General features: G+C 55.3%; 18 protein-coding genes and 4 pseudogenes. 15 read left to right on the forward strand and 7 right to left on the reverse strand.

All coding sequences use genetic code 11. From position 1 onward, the window contains the following. Positions 1-105: 105 nt before the first annotated feature. The 4 genes and pseudogenes from O1V66_RS19395 to O1V66_RS19410 all read left to right on the forward strand — a co-directional run bounded on the left by O1V66_RS19395 (position 106) and on the right by O1V66_RS19410 (position 7,098). A complete protein-coding gene (locus O1V66_RS19395) occupies positions 106-1,404 on the forward strand; it encodes an adenylosuccinate synthase (RefSeq protein WP_045049209.1) in 1,299 nt (432 codons plus the stop codon). A gap of 486 nt (positions 1,405-1,890) precedes the next feature. Beyond that, positions 1,891-4,463 (forward strand): annotated as a pseudogene (gene rnr, locus O1V66_RS19400) (ribonuclease R). Positions 4,464-4,594: 131 nt separating this feature from the next. Continuing rightward, the gene (gene rlmB / locus O1V66_RS19405; protein WP_045048983.1) at positions 4,595-5,341 is read left to right on the forward strand and encodes a 23S rRNA (guanosine(2251)-2'-O)-methyltransferase RlmB; all 747 of its coding nucleotides are present in this window, start codon (positions 4,595-4,597) and stop codon (positions 5,339-5,341) included. A 125-nt stretch (positions 5,342-5,466) separates the two neighbouring features. Next, positions 5,467-7,098: an isovaleryl-CoA dehydrogenase gene (locus tag O1V66_RS19410; RefSeq protein WP_045048984.1), complete on the forward strand. Its 1,632-nt coding sequence runs from the start codon at positions 5,467-5,469 to the stop codon at positions 7,096-7,098. A gap of 22 nt (positions 7,099-7,120) precedes the next feature. Here the strand turns inward: O1V66_RS19410 and bsmA are convergent, their stop codons facing one another. Then, positions 7,121-7,444 (reverse strand): biofilm peroxide resistance protein BsmA, encoded by a 324-nt coding sequence (bsmA, locus tag O1V66_RS19415; protein ID WP_045048985.1) that lies wholly within the window; start codon positions 7,442-7,444, stop codon positions 7,121-7,123. 211 nt (positions 7,445-7,655) lie between these two features. Between bsmA and yjfP the strand changes: the two genes are divergently transcribed. The 5 genes from yjfP (at position 7,656) to rplI (ending at position 10,015) form a co-directional block, all read left to right on the forward strand. After that, positions 7,656-8,405 carry an esterase gene (gene yjfP / locus O1V66_RS19420; RefSeq protein WP_045048986.1) on the forward strand — a complete coding sequence of 250 codons (750 nt, stop codon included), beginning with the start codon at positions 7,656-7,658 and terminating at the stop codon, positions 8,403-8,405. 171 nt (positions 8,406-8,576) lie between these two features. Next, positions 8,577-8,969 (forward strand): 30S ribosomal protein S6, encoded by a 393-nt coding sequence (rpsF, locus tag O1V66_RS19425; protein WP_045048987.1) that lies wholly within the window; start codon positions 8,577-8,579, stop codon positions 8,967-8,969. An 8-nt stretch (positions 8,970-8,977) separates the two neighbouring features. Then, positions 8,978-9,292, forward strand: coding sequence for a primosomal replication protein N (gene priB, locus O1V66_RS19430; RefSeq protein ID WP_072045106.1), 315 nt, complete (start codon positions 8,978-8,980; stop codon positions 9,290-9,292). Positions 9,293-9,296: 4 nt separating this feature from the next. Beyond that, complete coding sequence (gene rpsR, locus O1V66_RS19435) at positions 9,297-9,524, forward strand: 30S ribosomal protein S18 (RefSeq protein ID WP_004392491.1); 228 nt, start codon at positions 9,297-9,299, stop codon at positions 9,522-9,524. A gap of 38 nt (positions 9,525-9,562) precedes the next feature. After that, on the forward strand, positions 9,563-10,015 hold the full coding sequence (gene rplI / locus O1V66_RS19440; protein ID WP_045048988.1) for a 50S ribosomal protein L9: 453 nt from the start codon (positions 9,563-9,565) through the stop codon (positions 10,013-10,015). A gap of 111 nt (positions 10,016-10,126) precedes the next feature. On the opposite strand, the gene O1V66_RS19445 is transcribed toward rplI, so the two are convergent. Next, on the reverse strand, positions 10,127-10,873 hold the full coding sequence (locus O1V66_RS19445; RefSeq protein ID WP_269127968.1) for an OapA family protein: 747 nt from the start codon (positions 10,871-10,873) through the stop codon (positions 10,127-10,129). A 211-nt stretch (positions 10,874-11,084) separates the two neighbouring features. Between O1V66_RS19445 and fklB the strand changes: the two are divergent. Continuing rightward, positions 11,085-11,706, forward strand: a pseudogene (gene fklB / locus O1V66_RS19450) (FKBP-type peptidyl-prolyl cis-trans isomerase). 80 nt (positions 11,707-11,786) lie between these two features. Here the strand turns inward: fklB and O1V66_RS19455 are convergent. After that, positions 11,787-13,745: a bifunctional 2',3'-cyclic-nucleotide 2'-phosphodiesterase/3'-nucleotidase gene (locus tag O1V66_RS19455; protein WP_045048991.1), complete on the reverse strand. Its 1,959-nt coding sequence runs from the start codon at positions 13,743-13,745 to the stop codon at positions 11,787-11,789. 260 nt (positions 13,746-14,005) lie between these two features. On the opposite strand from O1V66_RS19455, the gene cysQ reads away from it, so the two are divergent. Beyond that, positions 14,006-14,749 carry a 3'(2'),5'-bisphosphate nucleotidase CysQ gene (cysQ, locus tag O1V66_RS19460; RefSeq protein ID WP_045048992.1) on the forward strand — a complete coding sequence of 248 codons (744 nt, stop codon included), beginning with the start codon at positions 14,006-14,008 and terminating at the stop codon, positions 14,747-14,749. 46 nt (positions 14,750-14,795) lie between these two features. Here the strand turns inward: cysQ and O1V66_RS19465 are convergent, their stop codons facing one another. Next, positions 14,796-15,353 (reverse strand): YtfJ family protein, encoded by a 558-nt coding sequence (locus O1V66_RS19465; RefSeq protein ID WP_045048993.1) that lies wholly within the window; start codon positions 15,351-15,353, stop codon positions 14,796-14,798. Positions 15,354-15,765: 412 nt separating this feature from the next. On the opposite strand from O1V66_RS19465, the gene O1V66_RS19470 reads away from it, so the two are divergent. After that, entirely contained in the window at positions 15,766-15,969 is a 204-nt protein-coding gene (locus O1V66_RS19470) for a DUF1107 domain-containing protein (RefSeq protein ID WP_045048994.1), read from the forward strand. A 94-nt stretch (positions 15,970-16,063) separates the two neighbouring features. Here the strand turns inward: O1V66_RS19470 and paeA are convergent, their stop codons facing one another. Next, positions 16,064-17,395 carry a polyamine export protein PaeA gene (gene paeA / locus O1V66_RS19475; RefSeq protein ID WP_045048995.1) on the reverse strand — a complete coding sequence of 444 codons (1,332 nt, stop codon included), beginning with the start codon at positions 17,393-17,395 and terminating at the stop codon, positions 16,064-16,066. A 218-nt stretch (positions 17,396-17,613) separates the two neighbouring features. Further along, positions 17,614-18,261, reverse strand: a complete 648-nt coding sequence (gene msrA / locus O1V66_RS19480; protein ID WP_045048996.1) for a peptide-methionine (S)-S-oxide reductase MsrA — start codon at positions 18,259-18,261, stop codon at positions 17,614-17,616. A gap of 146 nt (positions 18,262-18,407) precedes the next feature. Here msrA and tamA point away from each other — a divergent pair. The 3 genes and pseudogenes from tamA to O1V66_RS19495 all read left to right on the forward strand — a co-directional run bounded on the left by tamA (position 18,408) and on the right by O1V66_RS19495 (position 24,330). Beyond that, positions 18,408-20,149, forward strand: a pseudogene (gene tamA / locus O1V66_RS19485) (autotransporter assembly complex protein TamA). Next, a pseudogene (gene tamB, locus O1V66_RS19490) lies at positions 20,146-23,974 on the forward strand (autotransporter assembly complex protein TamB). Before tamA ends, tamB begins: the two co-directional pseudogenes overlap by 4 nt. Before the next feature lie 2 nt (positions 23,975-23,976). Continuing rightward, complete coding sequence (locus O1V66_RS19495) at positions 23,977-24,330, forward strand: gamma-glutamylcyclotransferase family protein (protein ID WP_045048999.1); 354 nt, start codon at positions 23,977-23,979, stop codon at positions 24,328-24,330. An 86-nt stretch (positions 24,331-24,416) separates the two neighbouring features. On the opposite strand, the gene ppa is transcribed toward O1V66_RS19495, so the two are convergent. Then, complete coding sequence (ppa, locus tag O1V66_RS19500; protein ID WP_045049000.1) at positions 24,417-24,947, reverse strand: inorganic diphosphatase; 531 nt, start codon at positions 24,945-24,947, stop codon at positions 24,417-24,419. Positions 24,948-25,128 lie beyond the last annotated feature (181 nt).

The following is a 25,128-nucleotide window of genomic DNA, read 5'->3' on the forward strand; positions in this document are numbered from 1 at the left end:
TGTCGCACGAAACGAATATTTTTCACGCAATGCCGGGCTAAAAGTACTGAAAGGCAGGGGGTGGGATGCTAGTATTCTTTTTTAAGCAAACGGGTGATTATCGAGATGGGCAAGAACGTCGTCGTACTAGGCACTCAATGGGGTGATGAAGGCAAAGGCAAAATTGTCGACTTGCTGACCGAACGCGCCAAATATGTGGTTCGCTATCAGGGCGGCCACAACGCCGGTCACACTCTGGTTATCAACGGTGAAAAGACCGTACTTCATTTAATTCCCTCCGGCATTCTGCGTGAAAACGTCACCAGCATCATCGGCAACGGTGTGGTGCTGTCGCCCGACGCGCTGATGAAAGAGATGGGTGAACTTGAAGCGCGCGGCATCCCGGTGCGCGAGCGTTTGCTGATTTCGGAAGCCTGTCCGCTGATTCTTTCCTACCACGTTGCGCTCGATATGGCGCGCGAGAAAGCGCGCGGTGCCAAGGCTATCGGAACCACCGGGCGCGGTATTGGCCCTGCCTATGAAGATAAAGTCGCTCGCCGTGCGCTACGTGTGGGCGATCTGTTCAACAAAGAGACCTTTGCGCACAAGCTGAAAGAGGTTATCGATTACCACAACTTCCAGCTGGTGCATTATTACAAGGTTGATCCGGTTGATTATCAGCAGGTTCTGGACGACATCATGGCCGTGGCCGACATCCTGACGGCCATGGTCGTCGACGTTTCCGACCTGCTCGACCAGGCCCGCAAGCAGGGGGAACTGATCATGTTTGAAGGCGCGCAGGGTACCCTGCTGGATATCGACCACGGTACTTATCCCTATGTGACCTCCTCCAATACCACCGCAGGCGGCGTTGCCACCGGTTCGGGCATCGGCCCGCGCTATGTCGACTACGTGCTGGGCATCGTCAAGGCCTACTCCACCCGCGTAGGTGCAGGTCCGTTCCCCACTGAACTGTTTGACGACATTGGCGAATTTCTCTGCAAACAGGGCAACGAGTTTGGTGCCACCACCGGGCGGCGACGTCGCTGCGGCTGGCTGGACATCGTCGCTGTGCGCCGCGCCGTGCAGATAAACTCGCTGTCGGGTTTCTGCATGACCAAACTCGACGTGCTGGACGGCTTGAAAGAGGTCAAGCTGTGCATCGGTTATCGTCTGCCGAACGGCAGGGAGGTCACCACCACACCGCTGGCGGCAGAAAACTGGGAAGGCATCGAGCCTATCTACGAAACCCTGCCGGGCTGGAGTGAAAGCACCTTCGGCGTGAAATCCGTCGACCAGTTGCCGCAGGCCGCACGCGATTACATCAAACGCGTCGAAGCGCTGACCGAGGTGCCGATTGATATCATTTCAACAGGTCCCGACCGCAGCGAAACCATGATTCTGCGCGATCCTTTTGACGCTTAATCATCACATCAGGTTATCCCTCGCCCGTCGAAACCGGGCACGCGCTAAAACCGGGCATCGTGCCCGGTTTATTGTTTTTATCGCCATAGTCAGGGTGTCTGCTGCGTTTTTTACCCGCTTGTGCTTCCATTTTCAGCGTCTGCCTGATTTAGCGGCAAACTTTGTGGCAGGAAGCGGCTTCTATAGAGTAATCTTGAAGATACTCGGCATTTATCACATTTCGGGTATACGCGCATCAGAGACGCTGTCATCATAAATGCGTAAAAATCGGGTAAAAGTACCCTCAGGATGCGGCGCCCTGCGCGCGTTTTTAAACGACGGGCCTGAAGATCAAAACAGGCGCTGTCCACATTCGAAAAACTCTTTCTTGTGAGTTGACCCAAGATACGAAGGCCGGAAAGGCCAAAAACAGAGTCAACTCTACAAATTATTGCTTGTTGAACGGATGACTTTCAACAAACTGCTGATGACAACGGAGGAACCGCTATGTCACAAGATCCATTCTTGGAACGGGAAGCAGAAAAATACGAATCGCCTATCCCAAGCCGTGAATTTATTCTCGAGCACCTCGGCAAACGTGAAACGCCGGCCAGCCGTGAAGAGCTGGGCAACGAACTCAATCTTTCCGGAGAAGAGGCGCTGGAAGCGCTGCGCCGCCGACTGCGTGCCATGGAGCGCGACGGTCAACTGGTCTTTACCCGCCGTCAATGCTACGCCTTGCCGGAACGTCTGGACCTGCTGAAAGGGACCGTTATCGGCCATCGCGATGGCTACGGTTTCCTGCGCCTTGAAGGCGTGAAAAAAGACGATGTCTACCTTTCTGCCGAACAGATGAAAATGTGTATCCACGGCGACGTGGTGCTGGCGCAGCCGGTAGGCACCGACCGCAAGGGCCGCCGTGAAGCGCGCATCGTGCGTGTCGTGGTGCCGAAAGTCAGCCAGATAGTCGGCCGCTACTTTACCGACGCGGGCGCAGGTTTTGTGGTGCCCGACGACAGCCGTCTGAGCTTCGATATTCTTATCCCCGCCGATGCCGTAAGCGGCGCGCGCATGGGTTACATGGTCGTGGTCGAACTGACGCAGCGCCCAACCCGCCGCACCAAGGCCGTAGGTAAAATCGTTGAAGTGCTGGGCGACAAGATGGGCACCAGCATGGCGGTAGATATCGCGCTGCGGACCCACGAAATCCCGCACGTCTGGCCGCCGCAGGTTGAAAAGCAGGTCGAAGGTCTGAGCGAAGAAGTGCCGGAAGAGGCCAAAAAGGCCGCGTCGACCTGCGCCATCTGCCTCTGGTAACCATCGATGGCGAAGATGCGCGTGACTTCGATGACGCCGTTCACTGCGAGAAGAAACGCGGCGGCGGTTGGCGTTTATGGGTCGCGATTGCCGACGTCAGCTACTATGTCCGTCCGGGCACGGCGCTGGACGCCGAAGCGCGCAGCCGCGCAACCTCGGTCTACTTCCCGTCGCAGGTGGTGCCAATGCTGCCCGAGGTGCTGTCCAACGGCCTCTGCTCGCTGAACCCGCAGGTTGACCGTCTCTGCATGGTCTGCGAAATGACCATCTCCGCGAGCGGCAAGCTGACCAGCTCCAAATTCTATGAAGCGGTGATGAGCTCGCACGCGCGTCTGACCTACACCAAGGTCTGGCAGATCATTGAAGGCAACGAAGAGCTGCGCGAGCAGTACGCGCCGTTGGTGAAAGATCTGCAAGAACTGCACAACATGTACAAGGTGCTCGATCAGGCACGCGCCGAACGCGGTGGTATCGCCTTCGAAACCGAAGAAGCCAAGTTTATCTTCAACGCCGAACGTCGTATCGAACGTGTCGAAGCGACAGTGCGTAACGATGCCCACAAACTCATCGAAGAGTGCATGATCCTCGCGAACATCGCGGCCGCGCGTTTTGTTGAAAAACATAACGAACCGGCGCTGTTCCGCGTGCACGATCGTCCTAGCGATGACCACATCTCTGCGCTGCGCAGCGTGTTGGGCGAGCTGAGCCTGACGATGGGCGGCGGTCTCAAGCCCGAGCCGAAAGATTACGCCGACATCATGGATCAGCTAAAAGATCGTCCTGACCGCGAGATGCTGCAAACCATGCTGCTGCGCTCGATGAAACAGGCTATCTATGATCCCGAAAACCGCGGTCACTTCGGCCTGGCGCTGACCTCTTACGGTCATTTTACGTCGCCAATCCGCCGTTATCCTGACCTTGCCCTGCACCGCGCCATCAAGTATCTGCTGGCGAAAGAGCACGGCACGCTGAAAGACCGCTGGACGCCAACGGGCGGCTATCATAGCGATTACGAAGAGATGGTGGTGCTTGGTGATCACTGTTCCACCGCCGAGCGCCGCGCCGATGAAGCGACCCGCAACGTCGCCGACTGGCTGAAGTGCGACTTTATGCAGGATCACGTCGGCGAAGTGTTTACCGGCATTATCTCGAGCGTCACCGGGTTTGGTTTCTTCGTGCGTCTGGCCGATCTGTTTATCGACGGGCTGGTTCACGTCTCCTCGCTGGATAACGACTATTATCGCTACGACAACATCGGTCAGCGTTTAGTGGGTGAATCGTCGGGCAGCGTGTATCGTCTCGGCGACACGGTCGAAATTCGCGTTGAAGCCGTACATATGGATGAGCGCAAGATTGATTTCGCGCTGGTGTCCAGCACGCGTAAAGCGCGTGGTGAAGGCAAAACGGCACGCGATCGCGCCAAGAAGGGCGGTGAGCGCAGTATGCGTCCGACCGGTGGAGCCGCCAACGCGGGTCGCCGTCGTACCGGCAAGAAAAACGTCAACTTCGAGCCTGACAGCGCATTTCGCAAAGAAGGTGACAAAGGAGACAAGGCCGCCAAACCAGCCAAGTCGCGCAGAGGCACCAAGGCAGACACCGCGCAGGCCGTAGCAAAAGCCGACGCAGGCAAAGCCGAGAAAGTGAAGAGTGCGGTCGGCAAGGACGGCAAGCCGAAGAAGGCCAAAAAGCCTTCCGACAAAACGCAGAAAATTGCGGCGGCCACCAAGGCGAAGCGCGCGAAGAAAAAGCAGACCGACGTCTAATCTGCGCAATTATTGACTGATGCCTGCGTCAGTCAATGATAGAATCGCCGACAAGCTACACGCTATTCACTCCATCAGCGGGCACAGGTTGCCCGCTGATGTATTTTACGAGCACTATTTTAAAGAGCATCATGAGCGAAATCATTTACGGTATCCATTCCGTCAAAGCCTTACTCGACAACGATCCCCAGCGCTTTCTGGAAGTTTTCATCCTGAAAGGCCGCGACGATAAACGCCTGAAACCGCTGATCGACGAGCTTGAAGCCAGCGGTATCGTGCTGCAGGTTGCCAGCCGTCAATGGCTGGACGACAAGTCGGAAGGCGCGGTGCATCAGGGCATTATTGCCCGCGTCAAAGAAGGGCGCCAGTATCAGGAAAACGATCTTCCGGCGCTGCTCGAAAGCCTGGAATCACCGCTGCTGCTCGTGCTTGACGGTGTCACCGATCCGCACAATCTCGGCGCCTGTCTGCGTACCGCTGACGCAGCCGGTGTGCACGCGGTGATCGTGCCGCGTGACCGTTCTGCCAAGCTGAATGCCACGGCGAAAAAAGTGGCCAGCGGGGCGGCCGAGAACGTACCGTTGATCAACGTGACCAACCTCGCGCGCACCTTGCGCGTGTTGCAGGAACACAATGTCTGGATAGTCGGTACCGCCGGTGAAGCCGACCACACCCTGTTCGAAAGCAAGATGACCGGCCCGATGGCGCTGGTGATGGGCGCAGAAGGCGAAGGCATGCGTCGCCTGACCCGCGAACACTGCGATGAGCTTATCAGCATTCCGATGGCCGGTTCCGTTTCTTCTCTGAACGTCTCCGTTGCTACCGGCGTGTGTCTGTTCGAAGCGGTGCGCCAGCGTTCCGTGAAAGTTAAGGGTTAATTCCCGGCTTCTTCTCCCGCGGCCACGCCGGCTGCGGGCGTTTCCCCTCTTTGTGATCCAGCCTGCTGCAAAAATCTCGTTATTTACCATACTAAATCCTGATGCTACGGACGACGGAGGCGGTAATGAACTGGGAAACTCACCGGGTCTTCAATCAGCCCAAACCTTTAAGCAACAGCAATCTCTTTCTCTCTGATACCGCACTGCGTGAAGCCGTAACGCGACAGCATGCCGCGTGGGATCTCGACGTGCTCGCCTCGCTGGGACAGCAGCTTGGCTCCGCCGAATCGCTGGAGCTGGGCAGGCTCGCCAACGCCAATCCGCCCGATTTACTGCGCTTTGAACCTACCGGTGAACCCCTCGACGATGTGCGTTTTCATCCGGCGTGGCATTTGCTGATGCAGGGTCTGGTGGCAAATCGCGTACACAATCTGCCGTGGGAAGAAGAGGCGCGCCTTGGCTCGTCCGTCGCCCGCGCCGCGCGATTTGTATTGCACGCGCAGGTGGAGGCGGGCACGCTTTGCCCGATTACCATGACGCACGGCGCCATTCCGCTGCTGAAACAGTCGCTGCCCAGAGCGTTTGAGGCGTGGCTCGGCCCGCTGATGTCTGATCGTTATGATCCCCATCTGCTGCCCGGCGATAAAAAACGGGGCTTGCTTATCGGGATGGGCATGACGGAAAAGCAGGGCGGCTCGGACGTGTTGAGCAATACCACCACCGCCCGCGCGATGGAGGGACGCGGGCCGGGCAAAGCCTATCGTCTCGTCGGCCACAAATGGTTTTTCTCTGTGCCGCAGAGCGATGCCCATCTGGTGCTGGCGCAGGCGGAAGGCGGACTTTCGTGCTTCTTTCTGCCCCGAGTTCTGCCTAACGGCGAGCGCAATCACGTGCGCATTCAGCGCCTCAAAGACAAACTGGGTAACCGCTCCAACGCCAGCAGCGAGGTCGAGTTCTTTGACGCCGTGGGCTGGTTGCTCGGCGAAGAGGGCGAAGGTGTACGGCATATCCTGAAGATGGGCAGTCATACGCGCTTTGACTGTGCGCTGGGCAGTCACGCGATGATGCGCCGCGCCTTCTCGGTAGCGCTGTATCATGCTTTTCAGCGGCAGGCATTTGGCAAGCCGCTTATCGAACAGCCGCTCATGCGCCAGGTATTGAGCCGCATGGCGCTGCGGCTGGAAGGTCAAACCGCGTTGCTGTTCCGTCTGGCACATGCACGCGGACGTGAAGGGGATGCGGCGGAACAGGTATTTTGCCGAGTGCTGACGCCGGCGGCAAAATTCGAAGTGTGTCGACAGGGCATGCCGTTTGTCGCCGAGGCGATGGAAGTGTTGGGAGGCATCGGCTATTGCGAAGAGAGCGAACTGCCGCGCCTTTACCGCGAGATGCCGGTGAACAGTATCTGGGAAGGATCGGGGAACGTGATGTGTCTCGACGTGCTGCGCAGTCTGAAGAAGCTGCCGTCGGCGGTGGACGAGGTTCATCGGCGACTGCATCAGGTGCGTGGGCAGAACCGGCTGTTCGACAGGGCGGTGCGCCAGTTTTCGCAGCGCCTGAGACGCGGCGAAGAAGCGCAGGCGCGCACGCTGGCCAGTCAGTTGTTTAATCTCTTTGCCGCCGCCGAGATGCTGGAGTTTTGCTCGCCACCGCTTGCCGATGCATGGTGCAGACTGACGCTGGACGCGCGCGGCGACTCGCTGATTGACGAACGCCTGGGCCAGCAGTTGCTCGAAAGAGCGATCGGCGCGCAGTAGACGGCATTATCAGGCACACCGGCTATTTAAATAGAATCGCCTCCGAGTACCAGCGACCGGGCCTGATGGTGTCGCTCACCAGCAGAATCTGGTAATAGCGCGCCCCGGCGGCATTGGCCTTATGCCTTATTTCGCGTTCGACGTCCATCGGGCTGCCGATTACATCGGCCGATACGCTGCCGATTTTAGTCAATGTGCCGGTTTGCGAACGCTGCACTTCCTGCGCGGAAGATGTCGGGGCAGGCGGGGGCGTCGGGGTGGTTTGCAGCAGGCTGCAGGCAGTCAGCGTGCAAAGAAAAATTGCCACGCCAAGTCTGCGTACGCCTTTTCCTGGACTTTTTTTCATGGTATTTCATTCCTTCGGGATTTCTTTAAGTGTAGTGCCGCGTGGGGGAAACCGGGCGTTAACGCGGCTTTGCGCACGATTATCCAGTTATAAAACATAGCCAAAAAATAGTAGTGCCCTTTTTGAGAGAAGATACACTGGAAAGATTGCTGAAAAACTGGGCGCATAAAACGCTGTTTTCCGCCAAACCCGCGAACGCAAGGAGTGTGAGATGGTTGAGATGTATGAAGAAAACGTCGACGGTATTCAGATTATCCATGCTGTTCCCGCCGGACAGTATCACCAGAAACTGCCGACGGTGTTTTTCCATCACGGTTTTACCTCATCGAAAGAAATCTATTCCTATTTTGGTTACAACCTGGCGAAAGCGGGTTTTCGGGTGATTCTGCCGGATGCCTTGATGCATGGCGCACGCGCCGAAGCCGATCAACTTATACTGCTGAACAACTTCTGGCGTATTCTGCAAACCAATATTCGCGACCTTGCGCTGCTGAAAGAGACGTTTGTCGCGCGCGGTCTGGCCGATGAATCGCGGCTCGGCGTGGGCGGCGTGTCGATGGGCGGAATGACGACAATGGCGGCGCTGGTCCATTTCCCGTGGGTAAAAGCGGCGGCGAATCTCATGGGCTCGGGGTACTTTGTCTCGCTGTCGGAGACGCTGTTCCCGTCGTACGGCGGCACGACCGGCCTCTCCCGCGAGGCATTCGAGCAGAATACGGCGCTGCTGCTGGATTGCGATACCACCCATAACATTGCATTGATTGCCGAAAAACCGCTATTGGTATGGCATGGCGAAAAAGACGATGTGGTGCCGTTTATCGAGAGTGCGAAGCTGAAACAGGCGCTTGAAGCCTATAATCAGGCCGCCAATCTGACTTTCCTCAGCGAACCAGAGGCCATTCACCGCGTCACCGTGAATGCCTCGAATCGCACCACCGATTTCTTTGTTTCCCACCTTTAACCTTGTTTCTCGCCGCGTAGAAAATTTAATCAGATTGGGTGCTTGAGTTTCCTTGCGCCCAGTCGTATAATTGCGCGTCATTTTTTCAGCCGTACACATAACACGTTCCTTGCTTCCATGGGCCACGGTTGACCCTGACAGGAGGCTGAATAATCCGTAAGGAGCAATTCTATGCGTCATTACGAAATCGTATTTATGGTTCACCCTGACCAGAGCGAACAGGTTCCGGGCATGATCGAGCGTTATAGTGCAACCATCACTAACGCTGCTGGTCAGATTCACCGTCTGGAAGACTGGGGCCGTCGTCAGCTGGCTTACCCGATCAATAAACTGCACAAAGCCCACTACGTTCTGATGAACGTTGAAGCTCCGCAGGAAGCGATCGATGAGCTGGAAACTAACTTCCGCTTCAACGACGCCGTTATCCGTAGCATGGTTATGCGCACTAAACACGCCGTAACTGAAGCTTCACCAATGGTTAAAGCGAAAGACGAACGCCGTGAGCGTCGTGAAGATTTCGCCGAAGCTAACGATGATTCCGAAGCTGGGGATTCTGAAGAGTAATAATTGTGATGACTAATCGCCTGGTGATGTCTGGCACTGTGTGCAAGACCCCCATTCGTAAAGTCAGTCCATCGGGTATTCCTCACTGCCAGTTTGTGCTTGAGCACCGCTCGCAGCAACAGGAAGCCGGATTTAACCGACAAGCATGGTGCAGAATGCCCGTGGTTGTCAGTGGACAAGCGTCACAAGCATTAACTCACAGTATAACGGTCGGCACGCAACTCACTGTTTCCGGATTCATTAGCTGCCATCAAGGTCGCAATGGACTGAATAAAGTGGTGTTACATGCCGAGCAGATTGATTTGATAGATTCTGGAGACTAGCCTAATGGCACGTTATTTCCGTCGTCGCAAGTTCTGCCGTTTCACCGCGGAAGGCGTTGTAGAGATCGATTATAAAGATATCGCTACGCTGAAAAACTACGTTACCGAAAGTGGTAAAATTGTACCGAGCCGTATCACTGGGACTCGTGCAAAATACCAGCGTCAGCTCGCTCGTTGTATCAAGCGCGCTCGCTACCTGTCTTTGCTGCCATACACTGATCGTCATCAGTAATTGGCCGCAGTCCATTAACGACTAGAGAGGATTAGGTAATGCAAGTTATTCTGCTTGATAAAGTAGCAAACCTGGGCAGCCTGGGTGATCAAGTTAACGTTAAAGCGGGCTACGCTCGTAACTTCCTGGTACCACAGGGCAAAGCTGTTCCTGCTACCAAGAAAAACGTTGAGTATTTCGAAGCACGTCGTGCAGAACTGGAAGCCAAACTGGCTGACGTTCTGGGCGCCGCTGAAGCTCGCGCTAACAGCATCAACGAACTGGGCACTGTAACCATCGCGTCTAAAGCAGGCGACGAAGGTAAACTGTTCGGCTCTATCGGTACCCGTGACATCGCTGACGCAGTAACTGCGGCAGGTGTTAAGGTTTCCAAGAGCGAAGTTCGTCTGCCAGAGGGCGTTCTGCGCACTCTGGGTGAACACGAAGTGGACTTCCAGGTTCACAGCGATGTGTTTGCCAAGCTGACTGTAGTACTGGTTGCTGAAGCGTAATATTACGTTTTAAGTAATCTGTCAGAACGCCGGCCTTGTGCCGGCGTTTTGCGTTTCAGGACCGGCTAAAATATCCCGGTCCCGTTTCGCCACTTCTTTTTCACCCGCAACCTAGCGCAGACGCTGATAGCTGCCGTCGGACTGACGGGTAAAGGTGATGGTTCCACTCTGATCTGTCGTCACCTGCAACGACGTCACCACGCCCTGTGAATTCAACTGAATCCTGACCTGCTGACCCGCATGAAGATTGCTCAGCGGTTTGTCGTCGCCTTCCACCTGCGCCATCGCGAACACGTCATTCACCATCAGGTTGTTGTCGCGAAACAACTGCGCCAGCGTCTGGCCCGGCTGAATCTGATAACTTCTCCAGTTGCCCTGATTTTGTGTCACTGGCTGTGCGTCCTGCTGCCGTTCGGTGGTGCGTCCCTGTTCGTTACGCAGATCGGCCTGCATGGGAATGGAGGTCGGTTGATCCGACGGAGCATAGGTATTCTGCGGCGAGTAAGGCCACAGCAGCGCGAGCAATACGACGATAACGCTGATAATTATCCAGCGACGGTGGAAATACGGCAGCGGATCCATCCAGCGAAAGTTGTCGCTGAGATGCCAGATTTTATCGAACGCCGATGGCGCATGACGCTTGCGCGCACGCGTTGGTGTAACGGCGTCTTCGCTCGTGTCGAATGCGGCGTCAGGTGCTTCTTCCTCGGCGATTTCCGTCGGGGTCGCTCTTTTTGCAGTGGCCGTTGGATGACTGAAATCCAGGATTTCAGCATCGGTTGATAAAAACGGGTGGCCTTCCTTCTCCTGGGCGGATATTTGCCCATGACAACCTCTCTTGTTGCGGGAAATACTCATAAAATTAGCTCAAAACTCATGGCCTAAGTATAGCCGCTTAACCCCTGCCAGCGATATCCCCTTCATCACTTGCCGTGCAAGGCATGGGCGGCAGCACACAGGATTTTTGGGCGCGCGCGTTCCGATGGCGTAAAATGTGTTGGAAAATTTTACCCGTCACCTCGGCGCTGTTATGCTGCGTCTTCGACTTTTTATGATTAAAGGAAATCCCATGACTACCCCTTCATTTGATAGCGTAGAAGCGCAGGCAAGCTACGGAATCGGCCTGCAGGTCGGTCAACAGCTGCAAGAATCCGGTTTACAGGGTCTTGAGCCTGACGCACTGCTTGCCGGCCTGCGCGATGCGCTGGAAGGGAATACCCCTGCTGTGCCTGTCGATGTCGTACACCGCGCACTGCGCGAAGTTCACGAGCGTGCCGATGCCGGCTCGTCGTCAACGTCAGGAAGTGCTGGCCGTTGAAGGTCAGGAATTCCTGGCCGCCAACGCACAGCGTGAAGGCGTGACCAGCACCGAGTCCGGTCTGCAATTCTCCGTCATCACCCAGGGCGATGGCCCGATCCCGGGTCGTCAGGATCGCGTGCGTGTTCACTACACCGGTAAACTTATCGACGGTACTGTGTTCGACAGCTCCGTACAGCGCGGCGAGCCGGCAGAATTCCCGGTCAACGGCGTCATTGCAGGCTGGATTGAAGCCCTGACCCTGATGCCGGTTGGTTCCAAGTGGGAGTTGTATATTCCTCACAACCTGGCCTACGGCGAGCGTGGTGCAGGCGCCTCCATCCCGCCATTCAGCGCCCTGACTTTCGAAGTCGAGCTGCTGGAAATCCTGTAATCGCCCGCGTAGACACGCAGCGAGCAGAAACAGAAAAGGCGCCTTGTGCGCCTTTTTTGTTGTCGATTTTGGCTGAAAGCCTAACTTTTTGCCTGCAAATCGATCTGGTAGAGGGCAAAGCCGACGGCATCGGTGCCTTTGGCCGCCATGGGATATTGCCCCTGCGAGCTGATGAATTCGGCGGCTTTCGGGTCCGGCGAGGTTTCAAAGCGGATGTCCAGCGGCTGCTTCGAGACGATGGGCGCAAGACGCCAGTTGTTGTCTGCACTCGGCGTCACTGCGCCATGCGCCCTGGTTTCGGCGCTGATATAAGCCGCCAGCACGGCGCGGTTCTCGTCAGGCGAAGCGAAGGCAATATGCTTGTCGCCGGTTCCGGCAAACTTACCGCCGTAGGCGCGGTAGTTGTTGGTCGCGACCAGGAACACGGCATCAGGGCGGATGGGCTTGCCCTGATAGGTCAGATTTTTGATGCGCTCGGCCTTGCTGTCCCGCAGGTTGCATTCACCGTCAAAGCGCGCGGGCTGCGTGACATCAATCTGATAGTTTACGCCGTCGATGACGTCGAAATTATAGGTGCGAAAACCGTCCCAGTTGATTAACGACTGCGGTTTGCTGTTATGAATATCAATCTGGTTATACTGACCCGCCGAGCACTCCAGCCAGTCTTTAACCTCCTGTCCCGTCACCTTCAACACCACCAGCGTATTCGGGTAAAGATAGAGATCGGCGGCATTGCGGAAGGTCAGCGGCCCTTTTTCGACTTCGACGAAGCTGGCCGGATCGTTTTTGCGCCCTCCGGCCTTGAACGGCGCGGCGGCAGAAAGCACGGGCAGGTCGGCAAGGTCAGGATCGCCCTGGATAAAGTGCTCGGTATAGGCTTTCTGCGCATTGTTCACAATCTGCACAGTCGGATCGTCCTGCACCAGTGAGAGATAGCTGTACATATTGGCGGTGGATTTGCCTATCGGCTGACTGACAAACTCGCGCGTGGCGTCGTGATCCGCGGCCAGCACTTTCACCAGCGCCGGGTCTTCCGCCGCCAGCGATTTTTTGGCGGCCTTGTCATAGATAGGACGCGCTTCGGCTTTGGCGTGCGTCACTTTCCAGCTGCCGCCATCATTGTTCAGGACCAAGTCTACAATGCCGAGGTGATCGCCCCACATGCCGGGCATGACCGCCGGGATCCCATTGAGTGTGCCCTGACTAATATCGGCACCTTTTATATTGGCAAACTCGGCGCTCGGAAATACGGCGTGCGCGTGGCCAAACATAATGGCGTCGATGCCTTTAATCTGGCTGAGATAATAGACCGAGTTTTCGGCGAGCGTCTTGTAAGGCTCGGCGGAAAGACCGGAGTGGGGGATGGCGACAATAATATCCGCACCCTGTTTACGCATTTCCGGCAGCCATTTTTTGGCGGTTTCGGTGATATCGGCAACGGTAACTTTGCCTTTAAGATTAGCTTTATCCCATACCATAATTTGCGGTGGCACAAAGCCGATATAGCCAATCTTGAGCGTCTGTGTTTTCCCGCTGCTGTCGATAACCTGATGCGGTGTGATAATAAACGGAGTGAACAGCGGCTTACCGGTTTTCTCGTCAATCACGTTGGCATTGATATAGGGAAATTTGGCACCGGCCAGCGCTTTGGCAAGATAATCCAGCCCGTAGTTAAATTCATGATTCCCCAAATTGCCGACCGTATAATCCAGTGTATTCATTGCCTTGTAAACCGGATGCACGTCACCGGTTTTCAATCCCCTGGCTGCCATATAGTCGCCAAGCGGGCTACCTTGAATGACGTCGCCATTATCGACCAGCACCGAATTCCTGACCTCTTTACGCGCGGCATTGATAAGCGTGGCCGTGCGAACCAGGCCAAACTGCTCGGTGGGTTTATCTTTATAATAATCGAAATCCATCATGTTGCTGTGCAGATCAGTGGTTTCCATAATCCGCAGATCGACGGTGGCGGCCTGCGCCGTTCCGGTCAGGACGAGCAGGGCGATCGCAGAAAGTTTCAGGTGACGCTTAAGCATGACTTTGGCTCCGTCAAAGAGAAAAATAGGCGATAAACACGACAGGTATCTCAAAAATATTAGAAAATGTAACCTGCTGTCACCAACAATTGTGATCGCGGACATTTTTAATCGCTGCAAACTTCATTCGGACAATGATTAAAAATCCTTTTGAAATTAATTCATTATCAGAATGGGAATACGAGATAGCTATTCCAGCCAAAAAAACTAGGCTTTATTCATGATGATTTAAAAAATGAATTCAGATCCGAGGTGAAATTATGCTGGAACACATTTGCCAACTCGCGCGTGATGCAGGCGAGGCGATTATGAAAGTCTATGAGGGCGAACAGCCGCTGAACGCACGGCAGAAAAACGATGATTCGCCGGTGACGGCGGCAGACATCGCCGCGCATAACGTGATCAAAACCGGGTTGCAGGCGCTTGATCCCGACACGCCACTGCTCTCGGAAGAGGATCCTCCTTCGTGGGCGATTCGCCAGACCTGGACGCGCTTCTGGCTGGTGGATCCGCTCGACGGCACCAAAGAGTTCCTCAAGCGTAACGGTGAATTTACCGTCAACATTGCGCTGATTGAAAACGGACATCCCGTGATGGGGGTGGTTTACGTGCCGGTAACGGGCGTGATGTATGCTGCGGCCGACGGCAAGGCATGGAAGGAAGAGAACGGTCAGCGCGTGGAAATCAGCGCCAAGGAAGCCCATCCGCCGCTGGTGGTGGTAAGTCGTTCGCACAGCGACGATCAGGAGTTGCAGGATTATCTGGTGCAACTGGGCGAACACCAGACCGTTACCATCGGCTCGTCGCTGAAATTCTGCCTGGTGGCCGAGGGTGCCGCCCAGCTTTATCCGCGCTTTGGGCCAACCTCCGTGTGGGACACCGCCGCCGGTCACGCCGTTGCCAGCGCCGCAGGGGCCACGGTGACCGATTGGCAGGGGCAAACGCTCACCTATACGCCAAAAGAGTCCTTCCTGAATCCGGGCTTTCGCGTTTCGCTATTTTGAGTAACAACGCTCAATAGCGGCAAGGTAAAAGCCTCGGCAGGGGCTTTTACTCTTTCACCAACTGATTTACGGTATCAATCACTTTGGTGACTTCCGCTGGCGTCAGCGCACCTTCTTTGGCGTATCGCACCGCACCGGACTTATCCAGCACCACAATCGCCGAACTCTTGCTTTCAAGCTGCCACGCCCGCCGTACTGCGCCGGTGTCATCCACCACTATCTGCGACCACGGAAACTCCTTTTTACCGCCCTCGATGCTGTTGCGCACAAACAGGCCGGTGCCGATGATTGCGTCATCGGTATTGATAATGGTGGTGGTCTGATAGCGGTCGCGCGGCAAGTTGTCCCTTCTTATCGCCTCAATCAGTGGTTCATTCATCTCGCGTGCGCGGGTGCGGCCGGCAATGTGTTGAACAATGCGTACCTTGCCGGGAAGCTTTGCACTGTTCCAGCGGCTGTAGCTGAATTCGCCGCTGCGATAGTTGAGTTCGCCCTTGTCATCGACTCCGACGGAGGCCACGCGACTTCCGATTTCAAAATTGTGGGCTGTAACCATAAATGGAACTAATAAGCAGGCTATAATTGATAAAGACTTAACCAGCATAGATTCTCCTGTCAATTTAACTTAGGTAGGCGATGTCATTGGTGAGCGTGTTTTCTTAAACCAAGCATAGAAGGAGTTGAAGTGGTCCGTCCTGTTGGGCATCCAGTATTGTGCAGTCCTTAGCAGAAATTGGGATTTTGTCTGATGGTTGCCAAAGGTAAACTGGATAAAATATCGCGCTGTCATATTCGGTACATATTGAAGGGATATACTGCACCGCAATATGAATAAGGCGATTCAGTATCGTCAATCGGTGTAAAGGTAGTGAAATATAGGGTCAAGGACTGGCTAATCAGCCATTGAGTGCTATCTTTTAGGTCTACTCAGCGTAATCGCGGTAGAACTCGGACAATCTTTAGCACAATAGCGTCCGAGAAAGAGCAAGAAACATAAGGGAGAAAAGAGAAAGAAGATGAGGATTTTCCAACGTTATAACCCACTGATTGTGGCGAAATACGTGAAGACGTTGTTCAGAGGCCGTATCTATATTAAAGACGTCGGTGCATTTGAGTTCGACCAAGGTAAGATACTGTTGCCAACCATTCGCGACAAACGCCATTTCAGCGTGATGTCCGAGGTGAACAAGCAGATTGTTCATCTCCAGCTGGAAGCTTGATGAAAAGTATTATTCACACCCGATAAAAAAGGCCGCCTAACTATAATCAGTTAAAGAAGCGGCCTTTTTTGTGGCTGTCATTCGGCAAAGGCCGTTATGCGGTTTTGCCTTCGGCAGGCAGCGGTAACAGAGGCGATACCGCCTTGTCAGTGATCCGCGTGACCAGCAGCTGGTCTATCTTGTAGCTGTCGATATCCACCACTTCAAACTTGAAGCCCGAGAATTTGACGAAATCGGTACGTTTCGGGATTTTGCGCAGCATAAACATCATGAAACCGCCGATGGTTTCATAGTTGCCGGACTGCGGGAAATCTTCGATATGCAGAACGCGCATCACGTCTTCGATAGGCGTACCGCCTTCAATCAGCCATGAATTCTCGTCACGCGCCACAATCTGCTCTTCCATACCCTGTCCGACAAGATCGCCCATCAGCGTGGTCATCACATCGTTGAGGGTAATAATGCCGACCACCAGCGCATATTCGTTAAGAATAACCGCGAAGTCTTCACCCGCCGTTTTAAAGCTTTCGAGCGCTTCGGAGAGAGTCAGCGTATCTGGCACAATCAGCGCAGAACGAATTTGCAGCCCGCTGCTCAGCATCAGGCTTTGATTGCCCAGTACGCGGTTCAGTAGGTCTTTCGAGTCGACATAGCCGACCACCTGATCGATTTGCCCGTCACAGACCAGGAACTTGGAATGCGGATGGGTGGAAATCTTGTTCTTGATGCTCTCTTCGCTCTCGCGCAGATCAAAATAGATGACGCTTTCGCGGGAGGTCATGGAAGAGGGCACGGTGCGCGACTCGAGTTCGAACACGTTTTCGATAAGCTCGTGCTCCTGCTTGCGCAGCACGCCCGCCAGCGCACCGGCTTCTACCACCGCATAGATGTCATCGGAGGTGATGTCGTCATTGCGCACGGTCGGCAGTTTGAACAGGCGGAAAATCACGTTGGCCAGGCCATTGAAGAACCACACCATCGGACGGCAGATGAACAGGCAGAAACGCATCGGGTTGACTATCCGAACGGCAACCACTTCGGGTGAAATCATACCGATGCGCTTCGGTGTCAGGTCAGCAAACAGAATAAACAGGCTGGTTACCAACACGAAGGAGCAAATGAAACTTATCTGATCGGCCAGTTCGGGGGAGAGAAACTTCTCGAAGAACAGCTTGAATACAGGGGAGAAAGCGGCGTCACCGACGATACCACCCAGAATGGCGACGGCGTTGAGACCAATTTGAACCACGGTGAAGAACAGTCCGGGTGTTTCTTGTAACTTGAGTACACGTGCGGCGTTGATGTTTCCTTCATCTGCCAAAAGTTTGAGTTTGATTTTGCGAGAAGCGGCCAGCGAAATCTCCGATAGGGAGAAAAATGAACTGATCGCGATTAATAAAAGAATCAGCAAGATACTGTTTAACATAATCTATCCGTTTAACACCGGCATTAAAGCCGACAGGGAAAGGTAATTCGTTTTGTATTGTCAAAAGAAAAATCACGCGTGGTGATATAAGCCAAGATAACAGCAAGAAACGTATTTACCGGGCCGCGAATGCGGCCCGCATAGTATAGCAGGGGCATCTAGGGAATCGCCACTGCTGAATCTCTAGCCGTTTTAAGACCTTTGACCTACGCTTTATCTCAGCCCTGCAACTGAGGCGGCAGGCAGACGCCAATACCGCCCAGCCCGCAATAGCCTTCGGGATTTTTATAAAGATACTGCTGGTGATCGTCCTCGGCATAATAGAAAGGCAGCGCCTCGCTGATGTCGGTGGTCACCGTGCGCGTATCGCCCGACGCCTGCATGGCTTGCTGGAAGCGTTGCAGGCTGGCTTTTGCCGCCGCCTTCTGTGCGTCGCTGAGCACATAAATGGCAGAGCGATACTGGGTGCCGATATCACCGCCCTGACGCATCCCCTGCGCCGGATCGTGATTTTCCCAGAAGGTTTGCAGCAGTTGCTCGTAGCTCACCGTGGCCGGGTCGAACACAACGCGTACCACTTCGGCATGGCCGGTCTGGCCGCTGCATACTTCGCGATAGGTCGGGTTGGGCGTGAATCCGCCCGCATAGCCTGCGGCAGTGCTGTAAACGCCGTCGAGTTGCCAGAACAGGCGCTCGACGCCCCAAAAACAGCCCATCGCGAAAATGGCGACCTCATGCCCCTCGGGCACATGCGTCATTGAATGACCGTTGACAGCATGAAGTGTGGCAACCGGCATCGGGGTTGTGCGTCCAGGTAACGCGTCTTCTTTGCTTATCGCCTGAGATTTATCCGAGAGTTGTACCACGTAAGACTCCACTGAGTTTATTCATCTAAGTTGTTGGTTGTATCTGGCAGGCTCTTTGCACACAATAGCATCTTATGCACATCGGACTGTTCCAGCGATTTGGATAACTATTTTAACAGGATAAATGATACATAGCAGGAGAGCTTGTGCCACGATACCGTGAACTTTGTTTGTTAGCCGTCCTGCTGGCACCCCCTTATCGTACGCAGCCAAGGTTAGGTTGCAGTTGGAAGGATTGACCGGTGACCTTCAGAAAAACGTTCGCGTTCGCCTCTCTTCCATCGGAAGCGACGAGGTCTCTGCCGACGGACGTTTTCGCGCACGGGTCAGTGACGCCATTAAACTCGGGCTTCGCCCTCTGGGTTATTACAATCCCACCATCGATTTCGATTACGTGCAGACGCCGCCGCCCGGCCGACCTGTTCTGATCGCCAAAGTAGCGTCCGGTACGCCGGTCAAGATAGCCGGTACGCGTGTCGCGATAGAAGGGCAGGCCAAAGACGACAACGAATTCGAAGCCCTGAAGAAAACGCGCGTGCCTGCCAACGGCACCATTCTCAACCACGGCACCTATGACAGTTTCAAAAGTTCGCTAAGCGGACTTGCGCTGCGCAAAGGGTATTTCGACGCCGATATGCGCAAGAGCCAGCTGGGTGTAATAGAAGAAGAACATCAGGCGTTCTGGGACATCGATTTCGACAGCGGCCAGCGCTACCGTTTCGGCAAGGTCGATTTTCAGGGCGCGCAAATTCGCGACGACTATCTGCAAAACGTGGTGCCTTTCCATGAAGGCGACTATTACAGCTCTTCGCAGCTGGCGGAGCTAAATCGCCGTCTGGCCGCGACCGGCTGGTTCAATTCCGTGGTGGTATCGCCCGACTTCGACAACAAGACCGCCAAAGCAAGCAAAACGCTGCCGATGAATGCCGTGGTGACGCCGCGCACCCGCAATACGCTCGAACTGGGCGGCGGTTATGCAACAGACGTCGGGCCGCGTGTCAAAGCCGACTGGAAAAAACCGTGGCTCAACGATCGCGGACACAGTCTCGAAACCTCGGTCAGCCTTTCCGCGCCCGAGCAGACGCTGGATCTCAGCTACAAGATCCCGCTGCTCAAGGATCCCCTACAGCAATATTATCTGGTGCAGGGCGGTTTCAAGCGCGAAGATCTCAACGATACCAAATCCGATTCCAGCACCGCCAACGTGGCGCGCTACTGGGATAGCGACAGCGGCTGGCAGCGGTCGGTCAACCTGCGCTGGAGCCTGGATCACTTTACACAGGGTAACGTGACCAACACGACGATGCTGATTTATCCGGGCGTGACCGTCAACCGCACACGTTCGCGCGGCGGCCTGATGCCAACGTGGGGCGATTCGCAGCGCTACTCGCTCGACGTTTCCGATACCTCGTGGGGATCCGATATCGACTTCGCGGTTATTCAGGCGCAGAACGTCTGGATCCGTACGCTTGCCGACAAACACCGCTTTGTGGTGCGTGGCAATGTGGGCTGGATTGAAACCAACAATTTCGAGAAAGTCCCGCCGTCACTGCGTTTCTTCGCGGGTGGCGATCGCAGCATTCGTGGCTATAAATATAAATCCATCTCGCCGAAAGACAGCGACGACAAGCTGACCGGTGCCTCCAAGCTGGCGACCGGCTCGGTTGAATATCAGTACAACGTGACCGGAAAGTGGTGGGGCGCGGTGTTTGTCGACAGCGGCGAGGCGGTGAATGATATCGCGAAAAACGATTTCAAGACCGGCGCGGGTGTAGGTGTGCGCTGGGAGTCTCCCGTCGGACCAATCAAGCTGGACATCGCCGCACCGGTTGGCGATCAAGATGAACACGGCGTGCAATTTTATATCGGCCTGGGTCCGGAATTATGAGTTTGTTTAAAAAGATCTGCCTGGCAATACTGATTATCCTTCTGCTGCTGATAGGCGCAGTGGCGTTTCTGGTCGGGACCCAAACCGGCCTGCATCTCGTGCTTAACGGCGCGCAACGCTTTGTTCCGGGGCTGTCCATTGCCTCCGTCGACGGCGGATGGCGCAGCCTGACGCTGAAAGGCGTGGCGTACCAGATGCCGGGCGTTGACGTGAAAGCGGGCGAGTTCCATCTGTCCGTGGACTTGAGCTGCTTCAAGAATAAATCACTCTGCATCAACGCACTACGCGCCCGCGACGTCAATGTGGCGGTGAAAACCAGCGAAATGACGCCGTCGACGGCTCCCGAACCGGAATCGAGCGAGCCGCTGACCAATCTCAGCACGCCTTACCCGATTTTCCTCAAGCTGCTGACGCTTGATAACATCAATGTGGCCATCGACGATCGCAATATCTCGCTGGCGCAGTTCCGCACGGGCGTCGAGTGGCGCGATCGTGCCGTTACACTGCTGCCGACAAAGCTGTCCGGATTGCTGGTAGCGCTGCCGAAAACGCCGCAGAATCCGCTGCCGCCGGTGGTTCAGGCCGCGCAGGACAAAGCCGTGACGACGGTCAAGGAAAAAGTCACGGGCGAACCGGAGAAAGCCCCGAAGCCGGCGGTGGAAGCGCCGCCGATTGGCGAAACGCTAAAGGCGCTGTTTGCCAAACCGTTGCTGCCCGCGCTGCCGGACTTCCAGCTGCCGCTGGATCTTACCGTGCAGCAGTTCAGCGGCGACAACCTGCGTCTAACCGGCGATAACGACTTGCTCATCAACCGTTTGCTGCTGAAAATTACCACCCTGAATCAGCAGGTCAAACTCGACAACCTCGAGGTTCGTTCACCGCAGGGCAGTATCGACGGCATCGGGCAGGCCCAGCTGACCGGAAGCTGGCCGGTCGATATGACGATCAACACGACCGTCAATGTCGATCCCGTCAAAGGCGAGAAGATCAAACTCACCCTCGGCGGTGCGCTGCGTGAACAGCTGAAACTGGGCATCAATCTTTCAGGACCGGTGCGTGCCCAGCTGGCGGCGCAAACGGAGCTGGCGCAGGTTGGCCTGCCGCTTGAGCTGAACGTGCAAAGCGAGGCGCTACAGTGGCCGCTGACCGGCACGCCGCAGTATCAGGTGAAAGGACTGAACCTCAAACTGGGCGGCAAGGCGACGGACTACACGCTTTCCCTGCGTTCAAGCTTCAATGGCGAAGGCATTCCGCCTGCCTCCCTGACACTCGACGGTAAAGGCAATCTCGAACAGTTCAACCTGACGCTGATGCGCCTGGCTGCACTTCAGGGCAATACCGACCTGACCGGCGTTGTCGACTGGAGCAAGGCGGTAAGCTGGAATACGATGCTGACGATGAACGGCATTGATACGTCCCGGCAGTGGCCTGACTGGCCTGCCAAAATTCAGGGTAAAATCGCCACCCGCGGCAGTTTGTACGGCGGCACCTGGCAGGTCCAGATCCCGACGCTCGAGCTTGACGGCAACGTGAAGAAAAACCTGGTCAAGGCGCGCGGCAATCTGCGCGGCAACAGTTATGGTCAGTGGGATATTCCCCAGCTGCACCTTGAACTCGGCCGCAATAATCTGGACGTCAAAGGCAAGCTGAGCGACAAGTGGGCGCTGGACGCCAACATCGATGCCTCGCACCTCGACGGCGCGCTGCCGAGCCTCGGCGGTGTCGCGAAGGGCAAGGTTCAGCTGCGTGGCGACCTCAAGGCGCCGCAGGTGCTCGCCGACCTCAATGCCAGCAATCTCAAATGGCAGGCGATGAGCGTCCGCAGTGTCAACGTCAAAGGCGATATCACCTCGACGGATCAGATTCAGGGCACGCTCGCGGTAAAAGTCCAGCAGCTGAAACAGGATGCGCTGGATATCAGCGATATCACGCTCGACGCCAAAGGCAACGAAAAGCAGCATCAGTTAACCCTGAACATCACCGGCAAGCCGGTGGGCGGGCGTCTGGCGCTGAACGGCAGTTTCGACCGCAAGACCCAGCAGTGGAAAGGCACGCTGAGCAATACGCTGTTCGATACGCCGGTAGGAGATTGGCGGTTGACGCGGCCTATCGCGCTCACCTATTTCAATACGGAACAGCGTGTGACGGTCGGCCCTCACTGCTGGCAGAACCCGAATGCCGACATCTGTGTTCCGACGACCATCGATGCCGGTGCCAGCGGACAGGCCAGCATCGTGCTCAACCGTTTTGATCTGGCCATGCTCAAGCCGGTTCCTGACCGACGACACTCAGGTGTCGGGCCAGTTTAGCGGCAAGGCCAACGTCGCGTGGAAAGCGGAAGGCGGTTTGCCGCAGGCCAGTCTGGCGCTGGTGGGCAAGGGCGTAAAAGTGCAGCAGCTGGTGCAGGGCAGTCCACTGCCGGTCGCCTTCGATACGCTGAATCTCAACGCCGCGCTGCAAAATGGTCGGGCCAACCTGAACTGGTTGATCAAGATTGCCAATAATGGGCAGCTCGACGGTAACCTCCAGATAGCCGACCCTATGGGCAGTCGCAATCTGAGCGGTAACGTCAATATCACCCGTATCTCGATGGCACTGCTGCAACCGGCACTGCTCGACGGCGAAAAGGCGGCAGGTATGCTCAACGCCAATCTGCGCGTCGGCGGGAATGCAAAAGCGCCGCAGGTTTATGGCCGTCTGGCTCTGTCGGACGTCGATTTCGATGCGCAGTTCATGCCGTTCGACATCACCCACGCCAATCTGAATATCAACTTCAACGGCATGTCTTCATTGCTCGCGGGTGTCATTCAAACGGCGCACGGACAGTTGGCGCTGAACGGCGATGCGGACTGGAGTCAGCCCAATAATTGGCGTGCGCGTATCGCTGCGAAGGGGGAAAAGGTCAGGGTATCGGTTCCACCGATGGTTCGGCTTGATGTCTCGCCGGATCTAGTGTTTGATGCTACACCGCAAGCATTTGCGTTGAATGGCAAGGTGGATATTCCCTGGGCGCGCATCACCGTTCAGGAACTTCCGGAGAGTGCGGTCGGCGTTTCGTCTGATGAAGTCATGTTGAATGAACAGCGTCAGCCGATTGCGCCAGCCTCGACCTCGATACCTATCAACACCAATCTTGTGGTGAACATCGGGGATGATGTTCGACTCGATGCCTTTGGCCTGAAAGCCCGCCTCAAGGGTGCGCTGAAAGTGGCTCAGGATAAACGTGGGTTGGGATTAAACGGCCAGATAGATATCACATCCGGTCGTTTCCATGCCTACGGACAGGACTTAATCGTCAGGAAAGGTCTCTTGCTGTTCTCGGGACCGGCCGACCAGCCGCTGCTGAACTTCGAGGCGATCCGTAATCCGGAATCGACCGAGAACGATGTGGTGGCGGGTGTGCGGGTCACGGGTGAAGCGGATGCGCCGAAGCTTGAGGTTTTCTCCGACCCGACGATGTCGCAGCAGGAAGCACTGTCCTATCTGTTACGCGGACAGGGGCTGGACAGCTCGGGAGCCGACAGTAGCGCCATGACATCCATGCTTATCGGCATGGGGGTTGCACAAAGTGGCAAACTTGTGGGTAAAATCGGTGAGGCATTTGGCGTCAGTAATCTGGCGCTGGATACGCAGGGTGTGGGCGACAGCTCGCAGGTGGTTGTCAGCGGGTATGTGCTTCCCGGGTTGCAGGTTAAATACGGCGTGGGTATTTTCGACTCGCTGGCGACACTGACACTGCGTTATCGTTTGATGCCTAAATTGTATCTGGAAGCGGTGTCTGGCTTGGATCAGGCATTAGATTTGCTCTATCAGTTTGAGTTTTAACCATGCGAATAATTGTCTACGGCAGTTTACGACGCAAGCAAGGTAATAGTCACTGGATGACAAACGCTCAGTGGTTGGGTGACCACGAGCTTGACGGCTATGCCCTGTATGATCTGGGGCATTATCCGGCAGCGGTTCCCGGAGAGGGAAAGATCTACTGCGAAGTTTACCGCATCAACTCATCCATTATGGCTGAGCTTGACGAACTGAAAAGTAACACCAAGGATTATCGTCGAGAGCTAATCTCTACACCTTACGGCAGTGCCTGGATCTACCTGTATATTCGCCCGCTGGAAGGCGTGGAACGTATCGAAGGTGGCGACTGGCTCAAACGTATCCAAAAAGTAGAGAAGTGAGAATAAAGTAAAGGTCGTCCTAGTCAAAAAAAACACCGCCCGATTGGGCGGTGTTTTTATTTGCGAAAACCGTAAAGCCGAAAGGCTTATTTAGCTTTTGCACGCTCGAAAGAGGACACGATTTCAGCTTTGGCCGCTTCTGCGTTATCCCAGCCTTCAACCTTGACCCATTTGCCTTTTTCCAGCGCCTTGTATTGCTCGAAGAAGTGGGTGATCTGGCCGCGCAGCAGTTCTGGCAGGTCGTTCACATCTTTGATGTGATCGTATTCTTTGCTCAGCTTGGTGTGTGGAACCGCAACAACCTTGGCGTCTTCACCGGATTCGTCGGTCATTTTCAGCACGCCAACCGGACGGCAGCGAATAACGGAACCTGGCTGCAACGAGTACGGAGTCGGGACCAGCACGTCAACCGGGTCGCCGTCCAGAGACAGGGTGTGGTTGATGTAGCCGTAGTTGCACGGATAGAACATGGCGGTTGACATGAAACGGTCAACAAAAAGTGCACCGGTATCTTTATCTACTTCATATTTGATTGGATCGGCATTAGCCGGAATTTCGATAACTACATAGATATCTTCTGGCAGGTCTTTACCAGCCGGTACATTAATTAAGCTCATTGTTGGTTTCCTTTATTGAACCAGAAATGGAGTGCCGCACATTATAGCCAACTCCATCAAGAATTCCTGCCTTTTCATCGGCACCTTTATCTGAAAAACGTTTATCTAAAAGCAAAACGGGGCGGCTTGGGGCCACCCCGTTATTAGGGTACTTGAAGTAACTTAGCAAACAGCCTGAGTG

This window comes from Rouxiella chamberiensis (assembly GCF_026967475.1).
Taxonomy (GTDB): domain Bacteria; phylum Pseudomonadota; class Gammaproteobacteria; order Enterobacterales; family Enterobacteriaceae; genus Rouxiella; species Rouxiella chamberiensis.

What these genes read in the sequence shown, in the direction of transcription:
- O1V66_RS19470 (WP_045048994.1), top strand. Translation starts at nt 15,766, where the DNA reads ATGAGGATTTTCCAACGTTATAACCCACTGATTGTGGCGAAATACGTG.
- rplI (WP_045048988.1), top strand. Translation starts at nt 9,563, where the DNA reads ATGCAAGTTATTCTGCTTGATAAAGTAGCAAACCTGGGCAGCCTGGGT.
- bsmA (WP_045048985.1), bottom strand. Translation starts at nt 7,444, where the DNA reads ATGAAAAAAAGTCCAGGAAAAGGCGTACGCAGACTTGGCGTGGCAATT.
- rpsF (WP_045048987.1), top strand. Translation starts at nt 8,577, where the DNA reads ATGCGTCATTACGAAATCGTATTTATGGTTCACCCTGACCAGAGCGAA.
- yjfP (WP_045048986.1), top strand. Translation starts at nt 7,656, where the DNA reads ATGGTTGAGATGTATGAAGAAAACGTCGACGGTATTCAGATTATCCAT.
- rpsR (WP_004392491.1), top strand. Translation starts at nt 9,297, where the DNA reads ATGGCACGTTATTTCCGTCGTCGCAAGTTCTGCCGTTTCACCGCGGAA.
- O1V66_RS19495 (WP_045048999.1), top strand. Translation starts at nt 23,977, where the DNA reads ATGCGAATAATTGTCTACGGCAGTTTACGACGCAAGCAAGGTAATAGT.
- ppa (WP_045049000.1), bottom strand. Translation starts at nt 24,947, where the DNA reads ATGAGCTTAATTAATGTACCGGCTGGTAAAGACCTGCCAGAAGATATC.
- O1V66_RS19395 (WP_045049209.1), top strand. Translation starts at nt 106, where the DNA reads ATGGGCAAGAACGTCGTCGTACTAGGCACTCAATGGGGTGATGAAGGC.
- O1V66_RS19445 (WP_269127968.1), bottom strand. Translation starts at nt 10,873, where the DNA reads ATGAGTATTTCCCGCAACAAGAGAGGTTGTCATGGGCAAATATCCGCC.
- O1V66_RS19465 (WP_045048993.1), bottom strand. Translation starts at nt 15,353, where the DNA reads ATGCTGGTTAAGTCTTTATCAATTATAGCCTGCTTATTAGTTCCATTT.
- cysQ (WP_045048992.1), top strand. Translation starts at nt 14,006, where the DNA reads ATGCTGGAACACATTTGCCAACTCGCGCGTGATGCAGGCGAGGCGATT.
- O1V66_RS19455 (WP_045048991.1), bottom strand. Translation starts at nt 13,745, where the DNA reads ATGCTTAAGCGTCACCTGAAACTTTCTGCGATCGCCCTGCTCGTCCTG.
- priB (WP_072045106.1), top strand. Translation starts at nt 8,978, where the DNA reads ATGACTAATCGCCTGGTGATGTCTGGCACTGTGTGCAAGACCCCCATT.
- rlmB (WP_045048983.1), top strand. Translation starts at nt 4,595, where the DNA reads ATGAGCGAAATCATTTACGGTATCCATTCCGTCAAAGCCTTACTCGAC.
- paeA (WP_045048995.1), bottom strand. Translation starts at nt 17,395, where the DNA reads ATGTTAAACAGTATCTTGCTGATTCTTTTATTAATCGCGATCAGTTCA.
- O1V66_RS19410 (WP_045048984.1), top strand. Translation starts at nt 5,467, where the DNA reads ATGAACTGGGAAACTCACCGGGTCTTCAATCAGCCCAAACCTTTAAGC.